Genomic DNA, 19,811 nt, shown 5'->3' on the forward strand with positions numbered 1-19,811 from the left:
GCGAGGCTGGATCGGCCTACGTCGCCCGCACGTGAACGCCGGCGGGCTGGAAAATCCAGCCCCGCCGGCGTTTGAGGCGCGGGGGTCCGGGGGCGGAGCCCCAGGCGACGGTGCCGCACGCGGCTACGGGTTACCCCGCGGCCAGCGGATCCGCTCCGCGCTGCTTCAGCATGTCGGCCATCAGCTGGAGCTCCGACTGCTGGGCCTCGACCATGCCCTGGGCGAGCGCCCGCTCGGCCGGGTTCCCGCACGCGTCGGCACAGCCCTGGGCCATGGCGACGCCGCCCTTGTGGTGCTCGGTCATCAGCCGCAGGTAGAGCACCTCGGCGTCCCGGCCTTCGGCGGAGCCGAGCCGTGCCAGGTCCTCCTTGGTGGCCATGCCGGGCATCAGCGCGCCGGGCTTGGTGACGGCCCCGGCCCCGCCCATGGCATGGCCCTCCATGCCGTGCCCGGCCCCGCCGCTCCCCATCCAGGACATCGGCGGCTCGTCGGCCACCACCTTCGGCAGGCCCCACATGTCCAGCCAGCCGAACAGCATGCCGCGCTGGTTGGCCTGGGTGTTGGCGATGTCGTAGGCGAGCATCCGCACCGGTTCGTCCTTGGTGCGGTCGCGCACGATGAAGGACATCTCCACCGCCTGCTGGTGGTGCACCGCCATGTCCCGGGCGAAGCCCGCGTCGGCGGAGTAGAGCCCGGGCGTAGCGGAAGGGGGAGCGGAATCGGCTCCCCCCGCGGTGGCGACCGTGGCCCCCACCGCGAAGAGCAGCGCGAGGCCCACGGCCGAGCCCGCGACCCAGTACGTACGGGCCGCGGAACCCTTGCCGGCCGTACGGGTCACTTGTCGGCCAGCCCGTTCGTGCAGGCCGCGCCCGGCTCGGGGGTCTGCGTGCCCTGCACGTACTTGGTGAGGAAGGCCGCGACCCGGGCGTCGTCCGCGCTGTCCACGGTCAGCTGCTTGCCCCACGCGCTGAGCATGATCGCGCCGGACTGCTCCTTGACGGGGCTCATCAGCGTGTACGGGGTCTTGGACACCTTGCCGGCGAGCTTCTCGACGTCGGCCGCGGCGGCCTTCTCGTTGTACGTCACCCAGACGGCGCCGTGCTCCAGCGAGTGGACGGCGTTGATCTCGGGGATCGGGTTCTTGTAGACGTCGCCGTTGCAGTTCATCCAGCGGGGGTTGTGGTCCCCGCCGACCGGCGGGTTCATCTCGTACTTCACCGGGGTCTCGACGTGGTTGCGGCCGAGCTTCTTCGCGTCCCAGGTCTGCTCGCCGGCGACCGGCGCCTTGAGCCTGGCCTCGTCGGCTTCCTTCTTGTTCTGCTGGTCGATCATCACCCACGCGCCGAACCCGATGAGGCCGGTGACGATGGCGGCCGACGCGGTGATCGCGATGGCCTTGTTGCGCCGGTCGCGCGACTGGTCGGCGCGGCGCATCTCGGCTATCCGCGCCTGGCGGGAGTTGTTGGTTTCGGACTTCCTGCTGGCCATGGCCCTGAATCCTTCGTGCTGAGGGGGGTGGAGTGGAGAACGCGCTGCCTGAGCGCCGTCGAGCCGGGACCGGTCAGGTCCGCAGCACCTGGAGGGCGTACAGGTCGGGGCCGCGCGCGAGCGCCGAGGGAGGCCGGATCCCCGCCGCCGGCCCGGGACGCACGGCGGCCGCGGGCACCGCGCCCGCCACCAGGACCGAGGGCGGCGCCGGGGGCAGCAGCCCGGGGAGAACGTGCGAGAGCGGGGAGCAGCCGGGCCGGTCGTACGGCGCCACGCAGACGGCGCGCTGCGCGCCGGGAGCGTGCGCGGCGTGCCCGGCCCGCGGAACCGTCCCCGCGGCGGCCGGATCCCCGTCCCAGGCCGTCCGGCACAGGAACGCCGTGCCCGCCAGCACCCCGAAGGCCATCAGGAGGACGGCACGCCGAAGCAGCGGACGTCTCCGACGTCCCTGCTCGTCATGCGCATGGCCCCCCATGGGCGCCGATGGTAATGCTCATGACCGGCCCAAGGTCAGTGCGGGGGTGCCACCGGCTTTCCGGGGTGCGTAATCTGGCGGAAACCACCGCTGGCGATACTGGGGCGGCCCGACTGTGCCCATGCCCTCGCGGCAGTGGTGCACAGGCCGCCTGAACTGCGAGGATGAAGCTATGGACAAGCAGCAGGAATTCGTCCTCCGGACGCTCGAGGAGCGCGACATCCGCTTCGTGCGCCTGTGGTTCACCGACGTACTGGGCTTCCTGAAGTCCGTCGCGGTCGCGCCGGCGGAGCTGGAGCAGGCCTTTGACGAGGGCATCGGGTTCGACGGCTCGGCGATCGAGGGGTTCGCGCGGGTCTACGAGTCCGACATGATCGCCAAGCCGGACCCGAGCACCTTCCAGATACTGCCGTGGCGCGCGGAGGCCCCCGGAACGGCGCGGATGTTCTGCGACATCCTGATGCCGGACGGCTCGCCCTCCTACGCGGACCCGCGCTACGTCCTCAAGCGGATCCTGAACAAGACCTCCGACCTGGGCTTCACCTTCTACACCCACCCGGAGATCGAGTTCTTCCTGCTGAAGGACAAGCCGCTGGACGGCACCCGGCCCACCCCGGCCGACAACTCCGGCTATTTCGACCACACCCCGCAGAACGTCGGCATGGACTTCCGCCGTCAGGCGATCACGATGCTCGAATCCATGGGCATCTCGGTCGAGTTCAGCCACCACGAGGGCGCCCCCGGCCAGCAGGAGATCGACCTGCGCTACGCCGACGCCCTCTCGACGGCCGACAACATCATGACCTTCCGCCTGGTCATGAAGCAGGTCGCCCTGGAGCAGGGCGTCCAGGCCACCTTCATGCCGAAGCCCTTCTCGGAGTACCCCGGTTCGGGCATGCACACCCACCTCTCCCTCTTCGAGGGCGACCGCAACGCCTTCTACGAGTCGGGCGCCGAGTACCAGCTCTCGAAGGTCGGCCGCTCCTTCATCGCGGGCCTGCTCAAGCACGCGGCGGAAACCGCCGCCGTGACCAACCAGTGGGTCAACTCCTACAAGCGCATCTGGGGCGGCTCCTCGCGCACCGCCGGCTCCGGCGGCGAGGCCCCCTCGTACATCTGCTGGGGCCACAACAACCGCTCGGCCCTGATCCGCGTCCCGATGTACAAGCCGGGCAAGACGGGCTCCTCCCGCGTGGAGGTCCGCTCGATCGACTCGGGCGCCAACCCGTACCTCACCTACGCCGTCCTCCTGGCCGCGGGCCTCAAGGGCATCGAGGAGGGCTACGAACTCCCGGCCGGCGCCGACGACGACGTCTGGGCCCTCTCCGACGCGGAACGCCGCGCGATGGGCATCGAACCCCTCCCGCAGAACCTCGGCGAGGCCATCGCCCTGATGGAACGCAGCGAACTGGTCGCCGAAACCCTCGGCGAGCACGTCTTCGACTTCTTCCTCCGCAACAAGAAGCAGGAGTGGGAGGAGTACCGGAGCGAGGTCACTGCCTTCGAACTCCGCAAGATGATGCCGGTGCTGTAAGCACAGGTCAGCAGCACTGTCGGAGTTTTCCGACACTCAGGGCCGGTGGTCGATGACCACCGGCCCTGATGCGTTTCACAGGCGTCGGTCTACGCGGTGAGGAGCGGGTCGCCGTAGTGCTCGACCTCGGGGAACGGGGCGTAGAAGTGGTGGAGTAGGGCTCGCCACTGTGCGTACTCCGCCGAGTGGCGGAAGCCCTCGGTGTGGTCGGCCAGGGTGTCCCAGGACACCTGGAGGAGGAAGCGCGATCCGCGTCCCTCGTCCAGGCACCGGCGGAGCTCCAGGGAGCGGAAGCCCTTCTGTACCGAGATCAGTGGTCTGGCTTGTGTGAACGCGGCGAGGAACTCGTCCTCCAGGCCGGGCCGGACGTCGAGCAGCGCACTCTCCAAGATCATGGGCCGCATCCTAGCCAGCGGCTGCCGGGCGTCGCGGGCCCGGCAAGATCCGAAAGAGACGGCCTAAGCCTGCGGCACCGCTCGGTGCCACGTGGTGCGGGTCGGGGTGGGGGTGGCCGTGGTGACGTGGAGTTCGGCGTCCAGGCCCAGGACCGCGATGGTCGTGGCGCCGCCCGGTTCCTGGATGCCGGCCGGGGCGCCCGCGTAGAGCATGCGGGACTCCGTCCACGCCGGGGGGCCGCCGAGGCCCGTCGTGCTGATGGTGCCCGAGTCGGCGCGGCCCGATATGACGCGGCCCGCCACGCCCACCGCGCCGTAGCCCGCCCGGCCGCCCGCCTCCGTGACGCTGGAGACCGTCGGCTTCGTCGCGTCGGCCGCCGCCGTGACCAGGGCGGTGCGGACGACCCCCGAGTCGGGGCGCCGGAAGTAGAGGCGGATGCCCGCCGCCTCCGGGGTGGCGGTGAGGGGGACGGTGGTGGCCGGGAGCCCGGTCGGGAAGGGGCCGGCCAGCGGGGCGCCCGGGGCGGGCTGGATCCAGACCAGGACCGACTGGGTGGTGGCGGCGTAGACGTGGCGGCGCCCGGCGGAGTCGGTGGCCGCGACCGGGTCGGACTGGAGGTCGGCGCCCCCCAGGTGCTGCCAGCCGCCGAAGGCGCCCGAGGGCTCCTGGGTACGGGCGAGCAGGGCGCGCCGGGAGTCGCGGACGTACACCGTCAGCCGCCCGTCCGCGTCGGAGACGGCCGAGGGCGCGCTGATCGAGGAGGTGCCGGGCTCGTCGCCGGGCTCCGGGGTGCCGAGGGAGACCCACGCCCCGAACGGACCGCCGGGCACGGACTGGGCGGCGTAGACGATCTCGCGCCGGTACTCCTCCGGCCGGTCGCCGAAGACGGTTCGGGTGGCGAGGACGGCGACGCGCCCGTCGGGGAGGCGGGCGGTGGTCGCGCCGGGGTCGATGCCGGTGCCCGGCAGCAGCACCGGGCCCTGCCAGGCGGCGCCGGGGCCGGTACCGGCCCCGCGGTTCCAGACGGCCATCTGGCCGTCGAGGACGCCGAAGGCGTACAGCCGGCCGGTCGTGCCCTGCACCAGCCAGGAGGAGTGGTCGCCGCGCGCGTACCGCAGCGACTGGGCCCAGTTGCGGCCGCTCGGGCTGCCCGCCACCTTGCGGTCGCCGCAGCCGGAGCGCGAGCCGCAGTAGTTCTGCTTGTCGTGCCACGCGTACGTCTTCAGGAAGCCGATCTTCGTCTCGGCCGTCTGCGGGTCCAGCGTGTGCGGCAGGGTGCTGTTGTGGTAGCCGAGGTAGCTCTGCACGGTGAAGCGGGGCCGCTGCCCGACCGGGACCCGCGCGGCGTACGAGGCGGCCCCGGCCTGCGCGAACCGCGCCGCGTACATGTGGTCCTGATGGTCGGTGAGCCGGCCGGAGTCGAGGTACCGGCCCGGCGACGGGTCCTGCATGCGTATCGTCGTCGGCTTGTACCGCTCCAGGACCCCCGCTATCGCGGCTATCACCTGGTCCTTGGTGTACGTGGGCGGCTGCGCGACCGGAGTGCCCGCGGTGAGCTGCGGGGTGAGCGCCGGTATCCGGCCGTTCCACAGCCCGCGCAGGCTGTCCGGGGTGTCGGCGACGGGGGCCCGGGCCTCGCGCATCTGCAGCCACACCAGGTTGACCTCGGGCTTCGCGATGAGGACGTCGAGCTCGGCGTCCCCGCCGCCCGCGGTGGGGATGACCGTACGGCGCCACGGGCTGGTGCGGTCGCCGGTGGCCATCTGCGCGTACGCGGAGCGTATGCCGTTCTGCCGGGCTTCCGCGTAGTGCCCGCGGTCGGCGGGCTGCTCCGGGTCCTTGGCCGCGCCGCCGTGGGCCTCGTTGCGGCCGTCGGCCTCGCCGGAGGTGAGGTAGAGGGTGGTGAGCGGGGTGCCGGACAGCAGGGAGCGGCTGACGTCCGGGTTCATGAAGAACAGGTCGTCGTCCGGGTGGGCGACGATCTGGACGACCGATCCGGCGGTGGCGCTCACCGGGAGGACGGCCGGGGAATCGGATCCCGGGACGGCCTCGGCCGCGGTCTGCTGGCCGGAGGCGACGGCGAGCGCGCCGGTGACCCCGATGGTCAGCATCGGGACCACGGTCGCGAGGAGGAAACGTCGACGGGATACGGGCATCGGCTACGCCTTGGGGTCGTTCCGGCAGGAAGAACCGCGTGAAGCTGTCGGTCAGTCAGTGAGAGTTCATTCCGGGCAAGTTGGTTCACCCTGTTCGCCGATGACTTCAGATGCGTGGAAATGACCGTCTGAGTGCGCCCCTTGTGGGCGTTTCGCACGTGTCCGCCGTCACAGTGCGCGTGCTCACCAAAAAACGCCCCCGTGGGGGGCGTTGATGGATGCGCGCAGGCCGCTCGCAGACCGCGGGCAGACCTCTACCCGCTGGTCAGGGCGAGCCGTTCGGCGGTCCCGCCGGCTGCCACGGAGCCAGGTGCGCGTTCGGGTCGTCCGCCGACGAGGTCACGTACAGGCGCCCGTCCAGCCCCATGACCGCCAGGTCCACCGTGCTCTTGCCGTTCATCGTCGAGGAGGGCGCCCCGACGAACATCAGCGGCGACCGTGCCCACGGCCGGCCCCGGCCGACGCCGGAGCCCAGTTGCCCGCCCGCCGACCGCCCGGCCAGCAGATGGCCGCTCGCCGTCACCGAGCCGAAGCCCGACAGCCCGCCCATGTCGGTGAGTCCGGTCATCTTCAGCCCGCCGTCGCCCGTGAACGATGCGGTACCGACCGCGCCCGAATCCGGCTTGCGGAACCAGAGTCGTACGCCGTCCTCCCGGCTCTGCGCCGTGATCGGCAGTGCGGGCGCCGGCAGCCCGGTCGCGGTGGCGGGGCCGAGCGGTGCGCCGGCCTTCGGCTGGGCCCAGCCCAGCACGGTCTTGGTGGTCGCGGCCAGGACGACGCGCCGGCCGCCGGCGTCGGTCGCGGCGGCCGGGCTGCCGTGCAGGTCCGAGCCGCCGTACCGGTCCCACGGTCCCCAGGTGCCGGTCGGCGACTGCACCCGCCCCCGCAGGGTGTACGCACCGTCGCGCACGTAGACCGCGAGCTGCCCGGAGCCGTCGACGGCCACCGCGGGCGCGCTGATGTCGGAGGTCCAGTTCTCGTCGGCGGTCTCCGGCGTGCCGAGGACCGTCCACTCCCCGAACTCCTGCGAGCCGGGCGCCCGCTGCACGGTGTAGACGACCTCGCGCCGGTAGTCGGCGGGCTTGGCGCCGAAGGAGGTGCGGGTGCCGAAGGCGGCGATCCGGCCGTCGGCCAGCGTCACGGTGGAGATGCCCTGGTCCATGACGGTGCCGTCGGCGCCGGGAAGCAGTCGGGGGCCGCTCCAGGCACCGAGCAGGCCGTCGCGGTGCCAGAGGGCGAGCTGCCCGTCGAGCACCTTGAACGCCCACAGGCCGTGCTCCTTGTCGGAGGTCAGCCAGGAGGTGGCGGTGCCGCGGGCGTAGTTGATGGAGGAGGTCCAGTGGTTGCCGGCGGGGTGGTCGGCGACCTTCAGGTCCCCGCAGCCGGCGGCGCTGCCGCAGTGGTTCTGCCGGTCGGTCCACGCGTACGTGTCCAGGATGTCCAGCTTGGTCTTGGCCTCGTCCGGGTCCAGGGCGCTGGGGAGCGAGCCGTTGAAGTAGCCGAGGTAGTTCTGCACGGAGAAGTGCGGACGGTCCTTGACCTCCTTCGCGTAGGCGCCGAGCGCGACCTGCACGAAGCGGGCGCCGTAGAAATGGTCCTGGTGGTCCGTGTAGTGCTTGGTGTCGGGGAACCGGCCGGGCGTCGGGTCCTGGGAGCGGACGGTGGTCGGCCCGTACTGCTTCAAGAAGCCGACGAGGGTCCGTACGACCTGGTCCTTCGTGTACGTGAACTGCTGCCTGACCGGGGACCCGGAGGCGAGCATCGACTCCAGCCGGGGGACCTTGCCGTCCCAGAGGCCGTGCAGGCTGTCGGGCCGGTCCGCCCAGACGTTGCCGGCCTCGCGCAGCTGCAGCCAGACGAGGTTGACCTGCGGCTTCGCCACGAGGACGTCGACCTCGGCGTGGCCGCCGCCCGCGGTCGGAACGACGGTGCGCCGCCAGGGGCTGTCCCGGTCGCCGGTGGCCATCTTCGCGTAGGCGGAGCGGATGCCGTTCTGGCGGGCCTCGGCGTAGGCGGGCTTGTCGGGCGGGGTGGCGGCCACCTGGGCTTCGCCCGCGTTGATGCCGTCGGCCTCGCCGGAGGTGAGGTACACCGAGGTGACGGGATGGCCCGCCGCTATGGAATAGCGCAGGTCCGGGTTCATGAAGTAGAGGTCGTCGTCGGGGTGCGCCACGATCTGGAGCACCCGGCCGGGGTCCGCGGGGGCCGCCGGGTCGGCGGTCGCGGAGGCGGCGGAGGCTGCGCCCACCGCCTTGCCGTCGGTGGCGGCGGGGCGGCCGAGCGCGTCGAGCGCCCCGTTGCCCCGCAGCAGCAGCATCCCCCCGGCGGCGGCCGCCGCACAGAACCCGACGGCCTTGACGACCCGCCCGCGCCCCCGCCGCCTGCGGGCCGTCGCGCGGGCCCGCCGCGTACGGGTACCGGCGCGGGCGGGGTTGTCGGCCGGGCTGTCGGCGGGCCTTCCGGCGGGACCTTCGGCCGGACCGCCGGCCGGACCGCCGGCCGGACCACCTGCCGGACCGTCGGCGGGACCTTCGGCCCGGCCGGCCGGATGTGCGGCGAAGGGCCCCTCGGCCGGGAGTTCGGGGTCGGGCATGGGGGGTCCTCCTGGCCGGTCGGCGGGGAGCGGGCCCCATTGCGCGATAAGTCTGCCAAAAATCTGACAAACAGTCCCATCGGGCATGCGGTGAGTCGAACGCCTGCTCCGGCTAGGCTCTCCCCGGGCGGAAGCGCGGCCCCGCCGACGGCGACACCCGCCGAAGGCGAGCGACACCCCGCGCAACCGCCCGGCCAGGGCAGAGGCAAGGGCAGGCCGACGTACGCGGGAGGCGGCGGGATGACAGTCCCGGGACGCAGGAGCAGTACCTTCAGCCGGCTGCTGCGCAGCGGGTTCACCGACCCCTCGGCCGCCGCCCGGCTGCTCGACACCGACGCGTTGGCCGCCGTACGCACCGATCCGGTGCTCCTCGACGCCCTCGGGGCCACCGCCGATCCCGACCTCGCCCTCCTCGGGCTGGTCCGGATCGCCGAGGCGCAGACCCCCGAGGAACTGCCCGTCCTCCTCGACACCCTCGTCAGTGCCAAACCCCTCCGCGACCGCCTCCTCGGCGTGCTCGGCGCCTCCGAAGCCCTCGGCGACCACCTCACCCGCCACCCCCGCGACTGGCAGGCCCTGGTCACCTACGAGGCCGCCGATCTGCACCCCGGGCTACCCGAGTTCGAGCAGGGCCTGGCCGGTGCCCACGACCCCGTCGCCCTGCGGGTCGCCTACCGCCGCTGCCTGCTCTCCATCGCCGCCCGCGACGTCTGCGGGACCATAGACGTAGCCCAGACCGCCGCCGAGCTCGCCGACCTGGCCACCGCCACCCTCCGCGCGGCCCTGCGCATGGCGAGCGCCGCCGCCCCCGAGGACGCGGCCGTCTGCCGGCTCGCCGTCATCGCCATGGGCAAGTGCGGCGGCAACGAGCTGAACTACGTCTCCGACGTGGACGTCATCTTCGTCGGCGACGCGGCCCCCGGCGCGGACGAGGGCAAGGCGATCCAGGCCGCCACCCGCCTCGCCTCCCACCTCATGCGGATCTGCTCCGAGACCACCGTCGAAGGGACCATCTGGCCCGTCGACGCCAACCTCCGTCCCGAGGGCAGAAACGGTCCGCTCGTCCGCACCCTCGCCTCCCACCTCGCCTACTACCAGCGCTGGGCCAAGACCTGGGAGTTCCAGGCCCTCCTCAAGGCACGCGCCGTCGCGGGCGACGAAGCGCTCGGCGCCGAGTACATCGACGCCATAACTCCCCTCGTCTGGCAGGCCGCCGAGCGCGAGAACTTCGTCCCCGACGTTCAGAAGATGCGCCGCCGCGTCGTCGACAACATCCCCGCCGCGCAGGTCGAACGCGAGCTGAAGCTCGGCCCCGGCGGCCTGCGCGACGTCGAGTTCGCCGTCCAGCTCCTCCAGCTCGTGCACGGCCGCTCCGACGCCACCCTGCACTCCGGCACCACCCTCGACGCGCTCACCGCCCTCGCCGCCGGCGGCTACGTCGGGCGCGCCGACGCCGCCCAACTGCACGACGCGTACCGCTTCCTGCGCGCCATGGAACACCGCATCCAGCTCTACCGGCTGCGCCGCACCCACCTCGTCCCCGAGGACGAGGCCGACCTGCGGCGCCTGGGCCGCTCGCTGGGCCTGCGCACCGAACCCGTCGCCGAACTCAACAAGGCCTGGCGCCGGCACGCCTCCGTGGTCCGCCGCCTGCACGAGAAGATCTTCTACCGGCCGCTCCTCGACGCCGTGGCCCAGCTCGCCCCCGGCGAGACCCGGCTCTCCCCGCGCGCCGCCGGCCAGCGCCTCGAAGCCCTCGGGTACGCCGATCCGGCCGCGGCCCTGCGCCACCTCGAAGCCCTCGCCTCCGGAGTCACCCGCGCCGCCGCCATCCAGCGCACCCTGCTGCCCGTGCTCCTCGGCTGGTTCGCCGACTCCGCCGATCCGGACGCGGGCCTGCTGAACTTCCGCAAGGTGTCCGACGCCCTCGGCAAGACCCCCTGGTACCTGCGCCTCCTGCGCGACGAGGGCGCCGCCGCGGAGAACCTCGCCCGGGTGCTCTCCGCCGGACGCCTCGCCCCCGACCTCCTCATGCGCGCCCCCGAAGCGGTGGCCCTGCTGGGCGACCCCGAAGGCCTGGTTCCTCGTACCCACGAGGCACTGGAGCAGGAGGTCCTCGCCGCCGTCGGCCGCGCCGAGAACCCGGAAGCCGGGGTGGCCGCCGCCCGCGGAGTCCGCCGCCGCGAGCTGTTCCGTACGACCGCCGCCGACATCATCGGCTCCTACGGTACGGAGGACAGCCCGGCCGAGGAGGACCACGGAGCCCTGGTCGACCGGGTCGGCCGCGCCGTCTCCGAACTCACCGCCGCCACCGTCGCCGGCGCCCTGCGCGCCGCCGTGCAGGGCCACTGGGGCGACACCCTGCCCACCCGCTTCGCCGTCATCGGCGTCGGCCGGTTCGGCGGCCACGAGCTCGGCTACGGTTCCGACGCCGACGTCCTGTTCGTCCACGAGCCGCGCGAGGGAGTCGACGAACAGGAAGCCGCCAAGGCCGCCCAGCACGTCGTCTCCGAAATGCGCAGGCTCCTCCAACTCCCCACCGCCGACCCGCCGCTGCTCATTGACGCCGACCTGCGCCCCGAAGGCCGCTCCGGCCCCCTGGTCCGCACCCTGCCCTCGTACGCCGCCTACTACCGCCGCTGGTCCCTGACCTGGGAGTCCCAGGCCCTGCTGCGCGCCGAACCGGTGGCCGGCGACCTCGACCTCGGTCAGCGCTTCATCGACCTGATCGACCCGCTGCGCTACCCGATGGAAGGCCTCGGCGAGGACGCCGTCCGCGAGATCCGGCGCCTGAAGGCCCGGATGGAATCCGAACGCCTGCCCAGGGGCGCCGACCCGACCCTGCACACCAAACTCGGCCGCGGCGGCCTCAGCGACGTCGAGTGGACGGTGCAGCTGATCCAGATGCGGCACGCCTGGGCGGAACCGGGCCTGCGCACGACCCGGACCCGGGAGGCCCTGGCCGCCGCGCACGCGGCCGGTCTGATTCCGACCGAGGAGGCGCAGATCCTCGACGAGGCCTGGGTGCTGGCCACCCGGGTCCGCAACGCCGTGATGCTGGTCCGCGGCCGCGCGGGCGACACCTTCCCCTCGGAGGCCCGCGAACTGGCGGCGGTCGGCCGCTACCTCGGCTACGCGGAGGGCACGGTCGGCGACATGCTGGAGGACTACCGCCGCATCACCCGCCGCGCGCGGGGCGTGGTGGACGAGCTGTTCTACGGGTCGTAGCCGGTCCGGTTCCTCCCGGCCCCCGCCGGGGCCGGGAGGAACCGTCGGGCAAGGATCAGAGGTGGATGTTCACGCAGGCCTGGCCGGCGAAGTAGTGGCCGCCGTTCCGCTCCACCCAGAGCTTGGCGCAGTAGTCGCCCGCCTTCGACACGTTGCCCTTGACGTTCTGCCAGTCCGTCTGGTTGTTGCTCCAGTACTGCTGGCTGTTCTTCCAGTGCACGTTGCCGGCCTTGACGTATTCGAAGTGGATCGACCGCGCGGGGCCGCCGTCGGTCCGCCGGGCGCTGCCTTCGACCGAGTCGACGTACAGGCCGCCGCCCCAGACCGAGTAGCAGACCTCCCAGTACCCCAGGCTCTGGTCGCCGCCCCATCCGCACACCTTCGCACTGGCGGAGGCGGGGCTGGCTGTGGCCAGGCTGGCGAAGACGATCACGCCGGCGGAAATCGAAGCGGCAAGTGACTTACGCATGTGACTCCTTGATCAAACGGTCGTTTGGTGGGGAGTAGTCGGGCCGCGAGAAGATCGGCGGCCGTCGCCAGTGTGCGGAGCCGGTCCGGGGTGAGTCTTGTAGAAATCGGAACCCTGGAGGTCAGGCCGCGTCGGCGGCGCCGGCGGCGGGCCGGGCGGCCGCAACTCCCCGATCCGGTAAGCCGGCGGGCCCGCGACCACCTCGCCGTGGCGCCCGCCGCGTGGGCCGGGTTCGTGCGGTACGCGGCGGGCCGACCCGGTCAACCCGTCTGCTGGGGCGCCCCGTTCCGAAGCTCCAGCCGGTCGCCCGTGAAGGCGGCGCGGAAGCGGGGGTCGTGGGAGACCGCGACCACCGCTCCCGGGTAGCCGGCGAGCGCCTGCTCGACCTCCTCGACCAGCGCCAGCGACACGTGGTTGGTCGGTTCGTCGAGGACGAGGACATCGGCGGGCCGGGTCACCAGGCGGGCCAGTTCGAGGCGTCGTCGCTGCCCGGCGGACAGGGCCGCGACCGGCACCGACAGGTCCTCCTCGTGGAACAGTCCGAGCGTCAGCAGTTCCTCCGCGTGTTCCTCGGGCGGTCCGGGCAGGCCCGCCGCGAAGGCGGACAGCAGGGGGAGCCGGACGGGGGAGTGGGGCAACTCCTGCGCCAGGTAGCCGAGCCGTACGTGCTCCGCGCGGCGCACCGTGCCCGTGTCCGGGGTCAGGTCGCCGGCCAGGACCCGCAGCAGCGTGCTCTTTCCGGCCCCGTTCGGCCCCGACACCAGAAGCCGCTGCCCCGGCCGCACGGTCAGCGCGGGGAGCCGGAGCCGGTCGCCGACCCGGATCCCGGTGAGTTCGAGCAGCGGTCCTTCGGGGGTGGTGTCGGGAGTCGCGATCCCGACGCCGAAGCGCAGTGGTACCGGCGGCGGCGCCACCGGCTCTGCGTGGAGGCGTTCCAGGTGCCGGCGGGCCGCCCTGACCTGCCCGGACAGTTTGGCCTCGGAGGAGCGACGGTGTTTGCCGAAGCCCTGGCCCGGGTCCTTGCCGGTGCGGTCGAGCCGCTGGCCCGCGGCCGCCACCAGGGTTTCGGTGCGGGCCAGGTCCTCCCGCCACTCCGCGTGCCGCTGCGCCCAGCGGCCGCGCGCGGCGGCCTTCGCCGCCAGGTATCCGGCCCAGCCGTCCCCGTACCGAACGACCGTGCGCAGGTCCCGGTCGACCTCCAGGACCGTGCTGGTTATCCGTTCCAGGAAGTCCCGGTCGTGGGTGACGACGACGAGCGTGCCGCGGTGGGCGCGCAGCCGTTCCGCGAGCCAGTCGACGGCCCGCCGGTCCAGGTGGTTGGTGGGCTCGTCCAGGAGCAGGAGTTCGGGAGCGGCGGCCAGGACGCAGGCGAGCGCGAGCCGGGAAGCCTGGCCTCCGGAGAGCGAGCCGATGGTGCGGTCCCGGGTGAGGTGGGCGAGGCCGAGCCCGTGCAGCGCGGCGTCGGTGCGGGCGTCGGCCTGGTAGCCGCCGCGCTCCTCGTAGGCGGTCAGGAGTTCGCCGTACGCGTTGAGGGCGCCGGGATCGGGTTCGCCGCCGGAGCCGAGGGCGGCCTCGGCGGCGCGGATCCGGTCCGCCAGCTCCCGCAGGTCGGCGAGGGCGAGGTCGACGGCGTCCTGGACGGTCTGCCCGGGCGCGAGGCCGAGGGTCTGGGCGAGGTGTCCGGCGCCGCCGGGGAAGACGGCGGTGACCTCGCCGCCGTCGGGCCGCTCGGCCCCGGCGAGCAGCCGGAGCAGGGTGGACTTGCCGGAGCCGTTCTCGCCGATGACGGCGGCCTTCTCGCCGGGCCGTACGGTCAGCGACACCTGGTCGAGCACGACCCGGTCGCCGTAGGCCTTGGTGACTCCGGACAGCGTCAGCTGGGACTGTGCCCGGTACTGGGACTGGGACGGGTGATGGGCGCGCGAGCGCATGGAGGATCCCCTCGGGGTACTCGGTCTTCTGCCGCGTTTTCGGCGTTCTCCTTCTGGATGCGGGCAGCGCGGACGCGCGACGCGGGGGCCATGCCCCTCACGCCGCGTCCGCGCCGCTGATCAGCGGAAGAAGTAGTACGAGTACGAACCCATGGGCTCAGAATAATGCGAGGCGAGTCGTTTCGTCTCGCGAGTTTCGGCGGCGCCCGGACCGCCCTCAGGCAGCGCCGCCCGCCGAGGCCACGGCCTCCGCGACCGTCAGCGCCATCGGCGTCGTGGGGCGGCCGATCAGGCGGGACAGGTCGCCGGAGGTGCCGGCCAGGCGGCCGCGCTCGATGGCGAGGTCCACGTCGACCAGGATCTCGGCGAACGGAGCGGGGACCCCCGCACCGGTCAGGACGGAGAGGTGGGCCTCGGGGGTCACGGCGTTGTACGCGATCTCCCGCCCGGTGGCCTGCGCCACCGCCGCCGCGTACTCCGCGAAGGACCACGCCACGTCGCCGCTCAGCTCGTACGCCCGGCCGAGGTGGCCCTCCCCGGTCACCACGGCCGCGGCGGCCGCCGCGTAGTCGGCGCGTGCCGCCGAGGCCACCCGGCCCTCGTTCGCGTTGGAGAGGACCGCGCCGTGCGCGAGAACCGGCGCGAGGTTGCCCGTGTAGTTCTCGGTGTACCAGCCGTTGCGCAGGAAGGTGTGGGGCAGACCCGAGGCGAGGATCAGCTCCTCGGTCGCCCGGTGCTCGGCGGCGAGGTCGAAGTCCGCCTCCGGGCCGCCCAGGACGCCGGTGTACGCGAACTGCGCCACCCCGGCCTCCTTCGCCGCGTCGATCACGGCGGAGTGCTGGGGCACCCGCTGTCCGATCTCGTTGCCGGAGATCATCAGGACCCGGTCGCCGGACCGGAAGACCCCGGCGAGCGTCTCGGGCACGTTGTAGTCGGCGATGCGCAGTTCGATGCCCCGGGCGGCGAGCGGGGCGGCCTTCTCCTTGTCGCGGACGACGGCGGCGATCCCGGCGGCGGGGACACCGCGGTCGAGCAGCTCGTGGATGACGAGACGGCCGAGGGATCCGGTGGCTCCGGTGACGACGATGCTCATGGCGGTTCACTCACTCCTGGGCTGGGGTCTTGCTCCCGTTTTCCGGGCTGTGCACTCACCGTACGGCGGGCACTAACCAAACGACAGTACCCACTTTGAAGTAAGGTACGGGCATGGGAGTAAGTGAGAAGCGAGAGCAGTGGACCCAGGCCGAGGCCATGTGCCCGCACCGGCTCGTCCTGGAGCACGTCACCAGCCGCTGGGGCGTCCTCGTACTGGACGCCCTGCTCGACCGCTCGTACCGCTTCAGCGAACTGCGCCGGCACATCGGAACGCTCGCCAAGGTCAGCGAGAAGATGCTGACGCAGACCCTCCAGACGCTGGAGCGCGACGGCTTCGTGCACCGCGACGCCAAGCCCGTCATCCCGCCCCGGGTCGACTACTCGCTCACCCCGCTGGGCCGCGAGGCCGCGGAGCGGGTCCGGGCCCTCGCCCACTGGACGGGCCTGCGCATGGACGACGTGGAGAAGGCCCGCGCGGCCTACGACGAGACGAAGCGGCAGGCGGCGGCCGCCGCGAACTAGCGGGCCTCAGGCCCCGATGCGCACCAGCGCGAGCGTGATGTTGTCGGGTCCTCCGGCCTCGATGGCGGCCTTCCACAGCTCGAACGCGGCCTTGCCGTCGTCGTGCACCCGCAGCACCTCGTCGATGGCCTCGTCGGGCACCGGGTCGGTCAGCCCGTCGGTGCACACCAGGTACCGGTCGCCCGTGGACAGCGGGAAGGTCGCCACGTGCGGGGTGAGGACGTGCTCGGCGCGGCTCCCGCCGAGGGTCTGCGTCACGGCCGAGGTGGTGCGCTGCCCCGGCGGAAGCGGTGGGCTGTCGTCCACGCTGACCTGGCGCAGCCCGTCGTCGGCCACCCGGTACACCTTGCTGTCGCCGACGTTGAACGACAGCAGCGACTCCGGCAGGACCAGGGTGCCGGCGACCGTGGTCCCCATGGAGGTCAGCTCCGGACGGCCTTCGGTGGCGGAGTGCACCGCGCGATTGCAGAGGTTCAGCGCGTCCTCGATCGCCTCGGCCCCTTCCAGGGTCGGGCCGAGGAGCGCGAGTTCCCGTACGACCAGCTCGCTGGCGACCTCGCCCGCCGGCTGCCCGCCGAGGCCGTCGGCGACCGCGACGACGAGCGGTCTGCCGAGGGGGAACAGCAGCGTCTGGGGGCTCCGGGTCGTGGTCCCGCACAGCGTCCACGGCCCGATGACCAGGCTGTCCTCGTTGTGCTCGCGGACCAGCCCGACATGGCTCAGGGCGGTCACGGCTATGTACTCCACCACGAGCTCCCGCCTCTCCACGAGCGCAGACGCGTCCCTTCCCGGTTGCCACCATTGTCCCGCCGCCGGGCGAGCGGCGCGTGTCCGCGGCTCAGGAGGCCAGTACGGCTCCGGTGGTCAGTGCTGCGTCCCCCCGGCCGTGAAGGGGCCGGTCGCGGGGGCCACGCACTTGTCCAGGAGGGCCTCCTCGCCGCCGCCCACCGAACCTTCCAGGCAGAGCCGTCCGCCGTTCTCGCGCAGGTCGAGGAAGAAGTGCGTGGCCGCGCCGGACTGCTTGAGGTCGTGGATGCGCTCGTCGGGGTAGCCGAGGCCGTTCAGGGCCGCCCTGACCTTGGCCGGGGTGGGGTCCGCCAGCTCCTGGATCGCCACGTAGACGCGCTGCTCGTGGTGGTTGCTCGCGCACCAGTCGCGGGTGTCCAACTCCACCATCGGGCCCGCCGTGGGCATCGCCGGCTCGACCGTGCCGGCCGGAACCTCCTCGCCGGGCGGCGCCGGCTGCGGACTCGGCGGCCCTTCCTGGGGGGTGCCCGGAGCCGGGCACGTCTGCGCGATGTACTCCTGTATCTCCGCGAGGGCCGGAGAGGACAGGCTTCCCATGGGCTTCGCGGTCGCGGCGGGCGCGGCCGGAGCGGCCGCCGCTGCGGCCGAGGCCGGCTCGGCGCCGCCGGTCGCCTTCGCGGTGCCGCAGGCGCCGAGTGCCAGCACCGCGAGGGCCGTCAGGGCCAGGGTGAGCCGCGGCCGGCGCGAGGAGCGGGTGAAGGTGCTGGTGGAGCCGTGGGTTCGGGTCATGCGCCCAGTCTCCGATCGTGCCGGGCCCGGCGCGTGAGTACTCGTACTCACCTGGGCGGGGGGTACTTGCTCAAGCCCCGCCCGTCTCCACGGCCGCCCCCGCCCCGCCGCGCAGGCCCCGCGCGTACGCCAGGAACGCCGTCAGGCCCACCTCGAAGGCGGCCTCCGCACGCCCCGGGCCCTGGGCGGCCAGGGCCCGGGCGAGCAGCGGGGTGCCCGGGGTCGGCTCCCACATCGCGTCCGGGGCCGCGAGGTCCAGGGCGGAGCCGAGGACCAGGTTCTCCAGGCCCGTGAGCAGCGGCATCACCTGCTCGGTGGCGAAGCCGGCCCGCAGCAGGAGGGCGACCGCCCGTTCGTACTGCGCGAGCACCGCGGGCGCCCGTACCGGGGTGGTCATCAGTAGCGGGATGGCCCGCGGGTAGGCGGCGAAGGCGGCCCGGTAGGACCGGGCCCAGGCCTCCAGTGCCCGGTCCCAGGGCTCCGGGGAGGACAGCGTGCCGCCGTCGATCCCGGCGCACACCCGCTCGCGGATCAGCTCGATGACCCCCGCCCGGCCGTCCACGTGGTGATACAGCGACCCGGTCTGCACCCCGAGCGCCCGGGCGATCTGCGGGACGCTGAACTCGCCCTGTTCGGCGAGCAGTTGCAGTGCCGCACTGCCGATCCGCTCCCGGTCGAGCAGTGGGGTGCGTGGCCGCGCCATCGTATTTCTCCCGCCGTCAGGTCTTCCCGTACGCCAAAACCGGAGGCTACATTGCCGCAAACCGAAAGCCTTTAGGTTTTTGACTCCCTGCCGCCTGCCGTTCGCAGAAGGGTGCTCCCGCATGCCCGAAACGCCAGAGCCGCCGAAGCGGCCGAGAACCGGAACCGACCTGCGCCGCGGTGCGCTCGGGACCGCCGACATCTCCTTCTTCGTCGTCTCCGCCGCCGCCCCGCTCACCGTCATGGCCGGCGTCGCCCCCGTCGCGATCCTGCTCGGCGGCGTCGGCGCCCCCGCCGGCTACCTCCTCGCCGGCCTCACCCTCGCGATCTTCGCCGTCGGCTTCACCACCATGAGCCGCCACGTCCGCAGCGGCGGCGCCTTCTACGCCTACATCGCCCGCGGCCTCGGCAAGCGCGTCGGCATCGGCGCCGCCCTGCTCGCCCTCATCGGCTACAACGGCATGGAGATCGGCGTCTACGGACTCCTCGGCACCACCACCGCCGACACCGGGCACGCCCTCGCCGGCCTCGACATCCCCTGGCTGCCCGTCTCCCTCGCCGGCCTCCTCCTCATCTGGTACGGCGGCTTCCGGTCCATCGACTTCGGCGCCAAGCTGCTCGGCATCCTGCTCGTCGCCGAGACCGGGATCCTCGTCCTGCTCGCGGGCGGCGTGCTCATCGACGGCGGCGCCCACGGCCTCTCGGCCGGCTCCTTCGCCCCCGGCGCGGTGCTCGTCCCCGGCACCGCCGCCGTCCTGGCCTTCGCCTTCGCCGCGTTCACCGGCTTCGAGTCCACCGTCATCTACCGCCGCGAGGCCCGCGACCCCGACCGGACCATCCCGCGCGCCACCTACATCGCCGTCGCCTTCCTCGGCCTCTTCTACGCCTTCATCGTCTGGACCGTCATCCAGGCCTTCGGCTCCGAGGAAGTCCTCGCCGTGGCCGCCGCGGACCCCGCCGGCCTCTTCTTCACCGCCATCACCACCTACGTCGGCCCCTGGGCGGCCGACCTGATGCACGTCTTCATCGTCACCAGCGTCCTCGCCTCCCTCCTCGCCTTCCACAACGCCATCAACCGGTACGCGCTCTCCCTCGCCGAGGAAGGCGTCCTGCCCGCCGCCCTCGGCCGGATCCACCCGCGCCACGGCTCCCCGTACGTCGCCGGCGCGGCGCAGACCGCCCTAGGCGCCGTCGTCGTCCTCGGCTTCGCCCTCGCCGGAGCCGACCCGTACCAGCAGCTCCTGCTCTGGGTGAACACCCCGGGCATGATCGGCCTCATGGCCCTGATGCTGCTCGCCGCCATCGCCGTACCCGTCTACTTCCGCCGCGTCCGGCACGACGAGGGGCCCTGGCGGACACTGATCGCGCCCGTCACCGCCGCCGTGCTGCTGGCCGTCGCGATCTGCCTCGTCATCTCCAAGGTGGCCCTCTTCACCATGGCCTCCACCACCGTCAACACCCTCCTCGTGGCCCTCGTCCCCGCCGTCTTCCTCGCCGGGCTCGCCCTCGCCCAGCGCCTGAAGACCCGTCGACCCGAGGTCTACGCCCGGTTCGCGGAGGAGCCGGCCGGGGCCGCGGAACCCGCGGTGCCGGCAGCGCCCGCGGCGCCCGCAGCACCCGCGGCGCAGGGGGAGTCCGCGGCGCCCGTGGTGTCCCCGTAGCCCGCAGGACCCGTACAGCCCGACC

The 19,811-nt window shown here is 73.0% G+C and carries 16 protein-coding genes; 4 read left to right on the plus strand and 12 right to left on the minus strand.

Annotation, left to right across the window (positions count from 1 at the left end):
- Positions 1-130: 130 nt before the first annotated feature.
- From ACE1OC_RS28710 to ACE1OC_RS28720, 3 genes are all read right to left on the minus strand, one after another.
- The gene (locus tag ACE1OC_RS28710) at positions 131-838 is read right to left on the minus strand and encodes a DUF305 domain-containing protein (protein WP_407839441.1); all 708 of its coding nucleotides are present in this window, start codon (positions 836-838) and stop codon (positions 131-133) included.
- Positions 835-1,488, minus strand: a complete 654-nt coding sequence (locus ACE1OC_RS28715; protein WP_407839442.1) for a DUF3105 domain-containing protein — start codon at positions 1,486-1,488, stop codon at positions 835-837. The genes ACE1OC_RS28710 and ACE1OC_RS28715 overlap by 4 nt, the downstream gene beginning before the upstream one ends.
- Positions 1,489-1,561: 73 nt before the next feature.
- Entirely contained in the window at positions 1,562-1,894 is a 333-nt protein-coding gene (locus ACE1OC_RS28720; RefSeq protein ID WP_407839443.1) for a hypothetical protein, read from the minus strand.
- A gap of 241 nt (positions 1,895-2,135) precedes the next feature.
- Here ACE1OC_RS28720 and glnA point away from each other — a divergent pair, with 241 nt between their 5' ends.
- The gene (gene glnA, locus ACE1OC_RS28725; protein ID WP_243329674.1) at positions 2,136-3,497 is read left to right on the plus strand and encodes a type I glutamate--ammonia ligase; all 1,362 of its coding nucleotides are present in this window, start codon (positions 2,136-2,138) and stop codon (positions 3,495-3,497) included.
- Positions 3,498-3,586: 89 nt separating this feature from the next.
- Here the strand turns inward: glnA and ACE1OC_RS28730 are convergent, their stop codons facing one another.
- The 3 genes from ACE1OC_RS28730 to ACE1OC_RS28740 all read right to left on the minus strand — a co-directional run bounded on the left by ACE1OC_RS28730 (position 3,587) and on the right by ACE1OC_RS28740 (position 8,642).
- Positions 3,587-3,892: an antibiotic biosynthesis monooxygenase family protein gene (locus ACE1OC_RS28730; protein ID WP_407839444.1), complete on the minus strand. Its 306-nt coding sequence runs from the start codon at positions 3,890-3,892 to the stop codon at positions 3,587-3,589.
- A 63-nt stretch (positions 3,893-3,955) separates the two neighbouring features.
- On the minus strand, positions 3,956-6,049 hold the full coding sequence (locus tag ACE1OC_RS28735; protein ID WP_407839445.1) for a PIG-L family deacetylase: 2,094 nt from the start codon (positions 6,047-6,049) through the stop codon (positions 3,956-3,958).
- A 265-nt stretch (positions 6,050-6,314) separates the two neighbouring features.
- Positions 6,315-8,642, minus strand: a complete 2,328-nt coding sequence (locus ACE1OC_RS28740) for a PIG-L family deacetylase (RefSeq protein ID WP_407839446.1) — start codon at positions 8,640-8,642, stop codon at positions 6,315-6,317.
- Between the two features lie 240 nt (positions 8,643-8,882).
- Here ACE1OC_RS28740 and ACE1OC_RS28745 point away from each other — a divergent pair, with 240 nt between their 5' ends.
- Positions 8,883-11,870 (plus strand): bifunctional [glutamine synthetase] adenylyltransferase/[glutamine synthetase]-adenylyl-L-tyrosine phosphorylase, encoded by a 2,988-nt coding sequence (locus ACE1OC_RS28745; RefSeq protein ID WP_407839447.1) that lies wholly within the window; start codon positions 8,883-8,885, stop codon positions 11,868-11,870.
- Positions 11,871-11,925: 55 nt separating this feature from the next.
- Here the strand turns inward: ACE1OC_RS28745 and ACE1OC_RS28750 are convergent, their stop codons facing one another.
- The 3 genes from ACE1OC_RS28750 to ACE1OC_RS28760 all read right to left on the minus strand — a co-directional run bounded on the left by ACE1OC_RS28750 (position 11,926) and on the right by ACE1OC_RS28760 (position 15,363).
- Positions 11,926-12,339: a hypothetical protein gene (locus tag ACE1OC_RS28750; RefSeq protein WP_407839448.1), complete on the minus strand. Its 414-nt coding sequence runs from the start codon at positions 12,337-12,339 to the stop codon at positions 11,926-11,928.
- Between the two features lie 260 nt (positions 12,340-12,599).
- Positions 12,600-14,270: a ribosomal protection-like ABC-F family protein gene (gene abc-f, locus ACE1OC_RS28755; RefSeq protein WP_407839449.1), complete on the minus strand. Its 1,671-nt coding sequence runs from the start codon at positions 14,268-14,270 to the stop codon at positions 12,600-12,602.
- Positions 14,271-14,487: 217 nt separating this feature from the next.
- Positions 14,488-15,363: an SDR family oxidoreductase gene (locus ACE1OC_RS28760; RefSeq protein WP_407839450.1), complete on the minus strand. Its 876-nt coding sequence runs from the start codon at positions 15,361-15,363 to the stop codon at positions 14,488-14,490.
- Between the two features lie 113 nt (positions 15,364-15,476).
- Between ACE1OC_RS28760 and ACE1OC_RS28765 the strand changes: the two genes are divergently transcribed.
- A complete protein-coding gene (locus tag ACE1OC_RS28765; RefSeq protein ID WP_407839451.1) occupies positions 15,477-15,887 on the plus strand; it encodes a winged helix-turn-helix transcriptional regulator in 411 nt (136 codons plus the stop codon).
- A 6-nt stretch (positions 15,888-15,893) separates the two neighbouring features.
- Here the strand turns inward: ACE1OC_RS28765 and ACE1OC_RS28770 are convergent, their stop codons facing one another.
- From ACE1OC_RS28770 to ACE1OC_RS28780, 3 genes are all read right to left on the minus strand, one after another.
- Entirely contained in the window at positions 15,894-16,634 is a 741-nt protein-coding gene (locus ACE1OC_RS28770; RefSeq protein WP_407839452.1) for a PP2C family protein-serine/threonine phosphatase, read from the minus strand.
- A 117-nt stretch (positions 16,635-16,751) separates the two neighbouring features.
- Positions 16,752-17,423: a hypothetical protein gene (locus tag ACE1OC_RS28775; protein WP_407839453.1), complete on the minus strand. Its 672-nt coding sequence runs from the start codon at positions 17,421-17,423 to the stop codon at positions 16,752-16,754.
- A 70-nt stretch (positions 17,424-17,493) separates the two neighbouring features.
- Positions 17,494-18,126, minus strand: coding sequence for a TetR/AcrR family transcriptional regulator C-terminal domain-containing protein (locus ACE1OC_RS28780; RefSeq protein ID WP_407839454.1), 633 nt, complete (start codon positions 18,124-18,126; stop codon positions 17,494-17,496).
- Between the two features lie 121 nt (positions 18,127-18,247).
- On the opposite strand from ACE1OC_RS28780, the gene ACE1OC_RS28785 reads away from it, so the two are divergent.
- Positions 18,248-19,786, plus strand: a complete 1,539-nt coding sequence (locus ACE1OC_RS28785) for an APC family permease (protein WP_407839455.1) — start codon at positions 18,248-18,250, stop codon at positions 19,784-19,786.
- Positions 19,787-19,811 lie beyond the last annotated feature (25 nt).

The organism is Streptomyces stoeckheimensis (genome assembly GCF_045822005.1).
GTDB classification, from domain to species: Bacteria; Actinomycetota; Actinomycetes; order Streptomycetales; family Streptomycetaceae; genus Streptomyces; species Streptomyces stoeckheimensis.

Bases quoted from the DNA above. Each gene is read 5' to 3' on its own strand.
- ACE1OC_RS28720 (WP_407839443.1), bottom strand. From the start codon at position 1,894: ATGGCCTTCGGGGTGCTGGCGGGCACGGCGTTCCTGTGCCGGACGGCC.
- ACE1OC_RS28740 (WP_407839446.1), bottom strand. From the start codon at position 8,642: ATGCCCGACCCCGAACTCCCGGCCGAGGGGCCCTTCGCCGCACATCCG.
- ACE1OC_RS28765 (WP_407839451.1), top strand. From the start codon at position 15,477: ATGGGAGTAAGTGAGAAGCGAGAGCAGTGGACCCAGGCCGAGGCCATG.
- glnA (WP_243329674.1), top strand. From the start codon at position 2,136: ATGGACAAGCAGCAGGAATTCGTCCTCCGGACGCTCGAGGAGCGCGAC.
- abc-f (WP_407839449.1), bottom strand. From the start codon at position 14,270: ATGCGCTCGCGCGCCCATCACCCGTCCCAGTCCCAGTACCGGGCACAG.
- ACE1OC_RS28730 (WP_407839444.1), bottom strand. From the start codon at position 3,892: ATGATCTTGGAGAGTGCGCTGCTCGACGTCCGGCCCGGCCTGGAGGAC.
- ACE1OC_RS28785 (WP_407839455.1), top strand. From the start codon at position 18,248: ATGCCCGAAACGCCAGAGCCGCCGAAGCGGCCGAGAACCGGAACCGAC.
- ACE1OC_RS28715 (WP_407839442.1), bottom strand. From the start codon at position 1,488: ATGGCCAGCAGGAAGTCCGAAACCAACAACTCCCGCCAGGCGCGGATA.
- ACE1OC_RS28735 (WP_407839445.1), bottom strand. From the start codon at position 6,049: ATGCCCGTATCCCGTCGACGTTTCCTCCTCGCGACCGTGGTCCCGATG.
- ACE1OC_RS28780 (WP_407839454.1), bottom strand. From the start codon at position 18,126: ATGGCGCGGCCACGCACCCCACTGCTCGACCGGGAGCGGATCGGCAGT.
- ACE1OC_RS28750 (WP_407839448.1), bottom strand. From the start codon at position 12,339: ATGCGTAAGTCACTTGCCGCTTCGATTTCCGCCGGCGTGATCGTCTTC.
- ACE1OC_RS28760 (WP_407839450.1), bottom strand. From the start codon at position 15,363: ATGAGCATCGTCGTCACCGGAGCCACCGGATCCCTCGGCCGTCTCGTC.
- ACE1OC_RS28745 (WP_407839447.1), top strand. From the start codon at position 8,883: ATGACAGTCCCGGGACGCAGGAGCAGTACCTTCAGCCGGCTGCTGCGC.
- ACE1OC_RS28775 (WP_407839453.1), bottom strand. From the start codon at position 17,423: ATGACCCGAACCCACGGCTCCACCAGCACCTTCACCCGCTCCTCGCGC.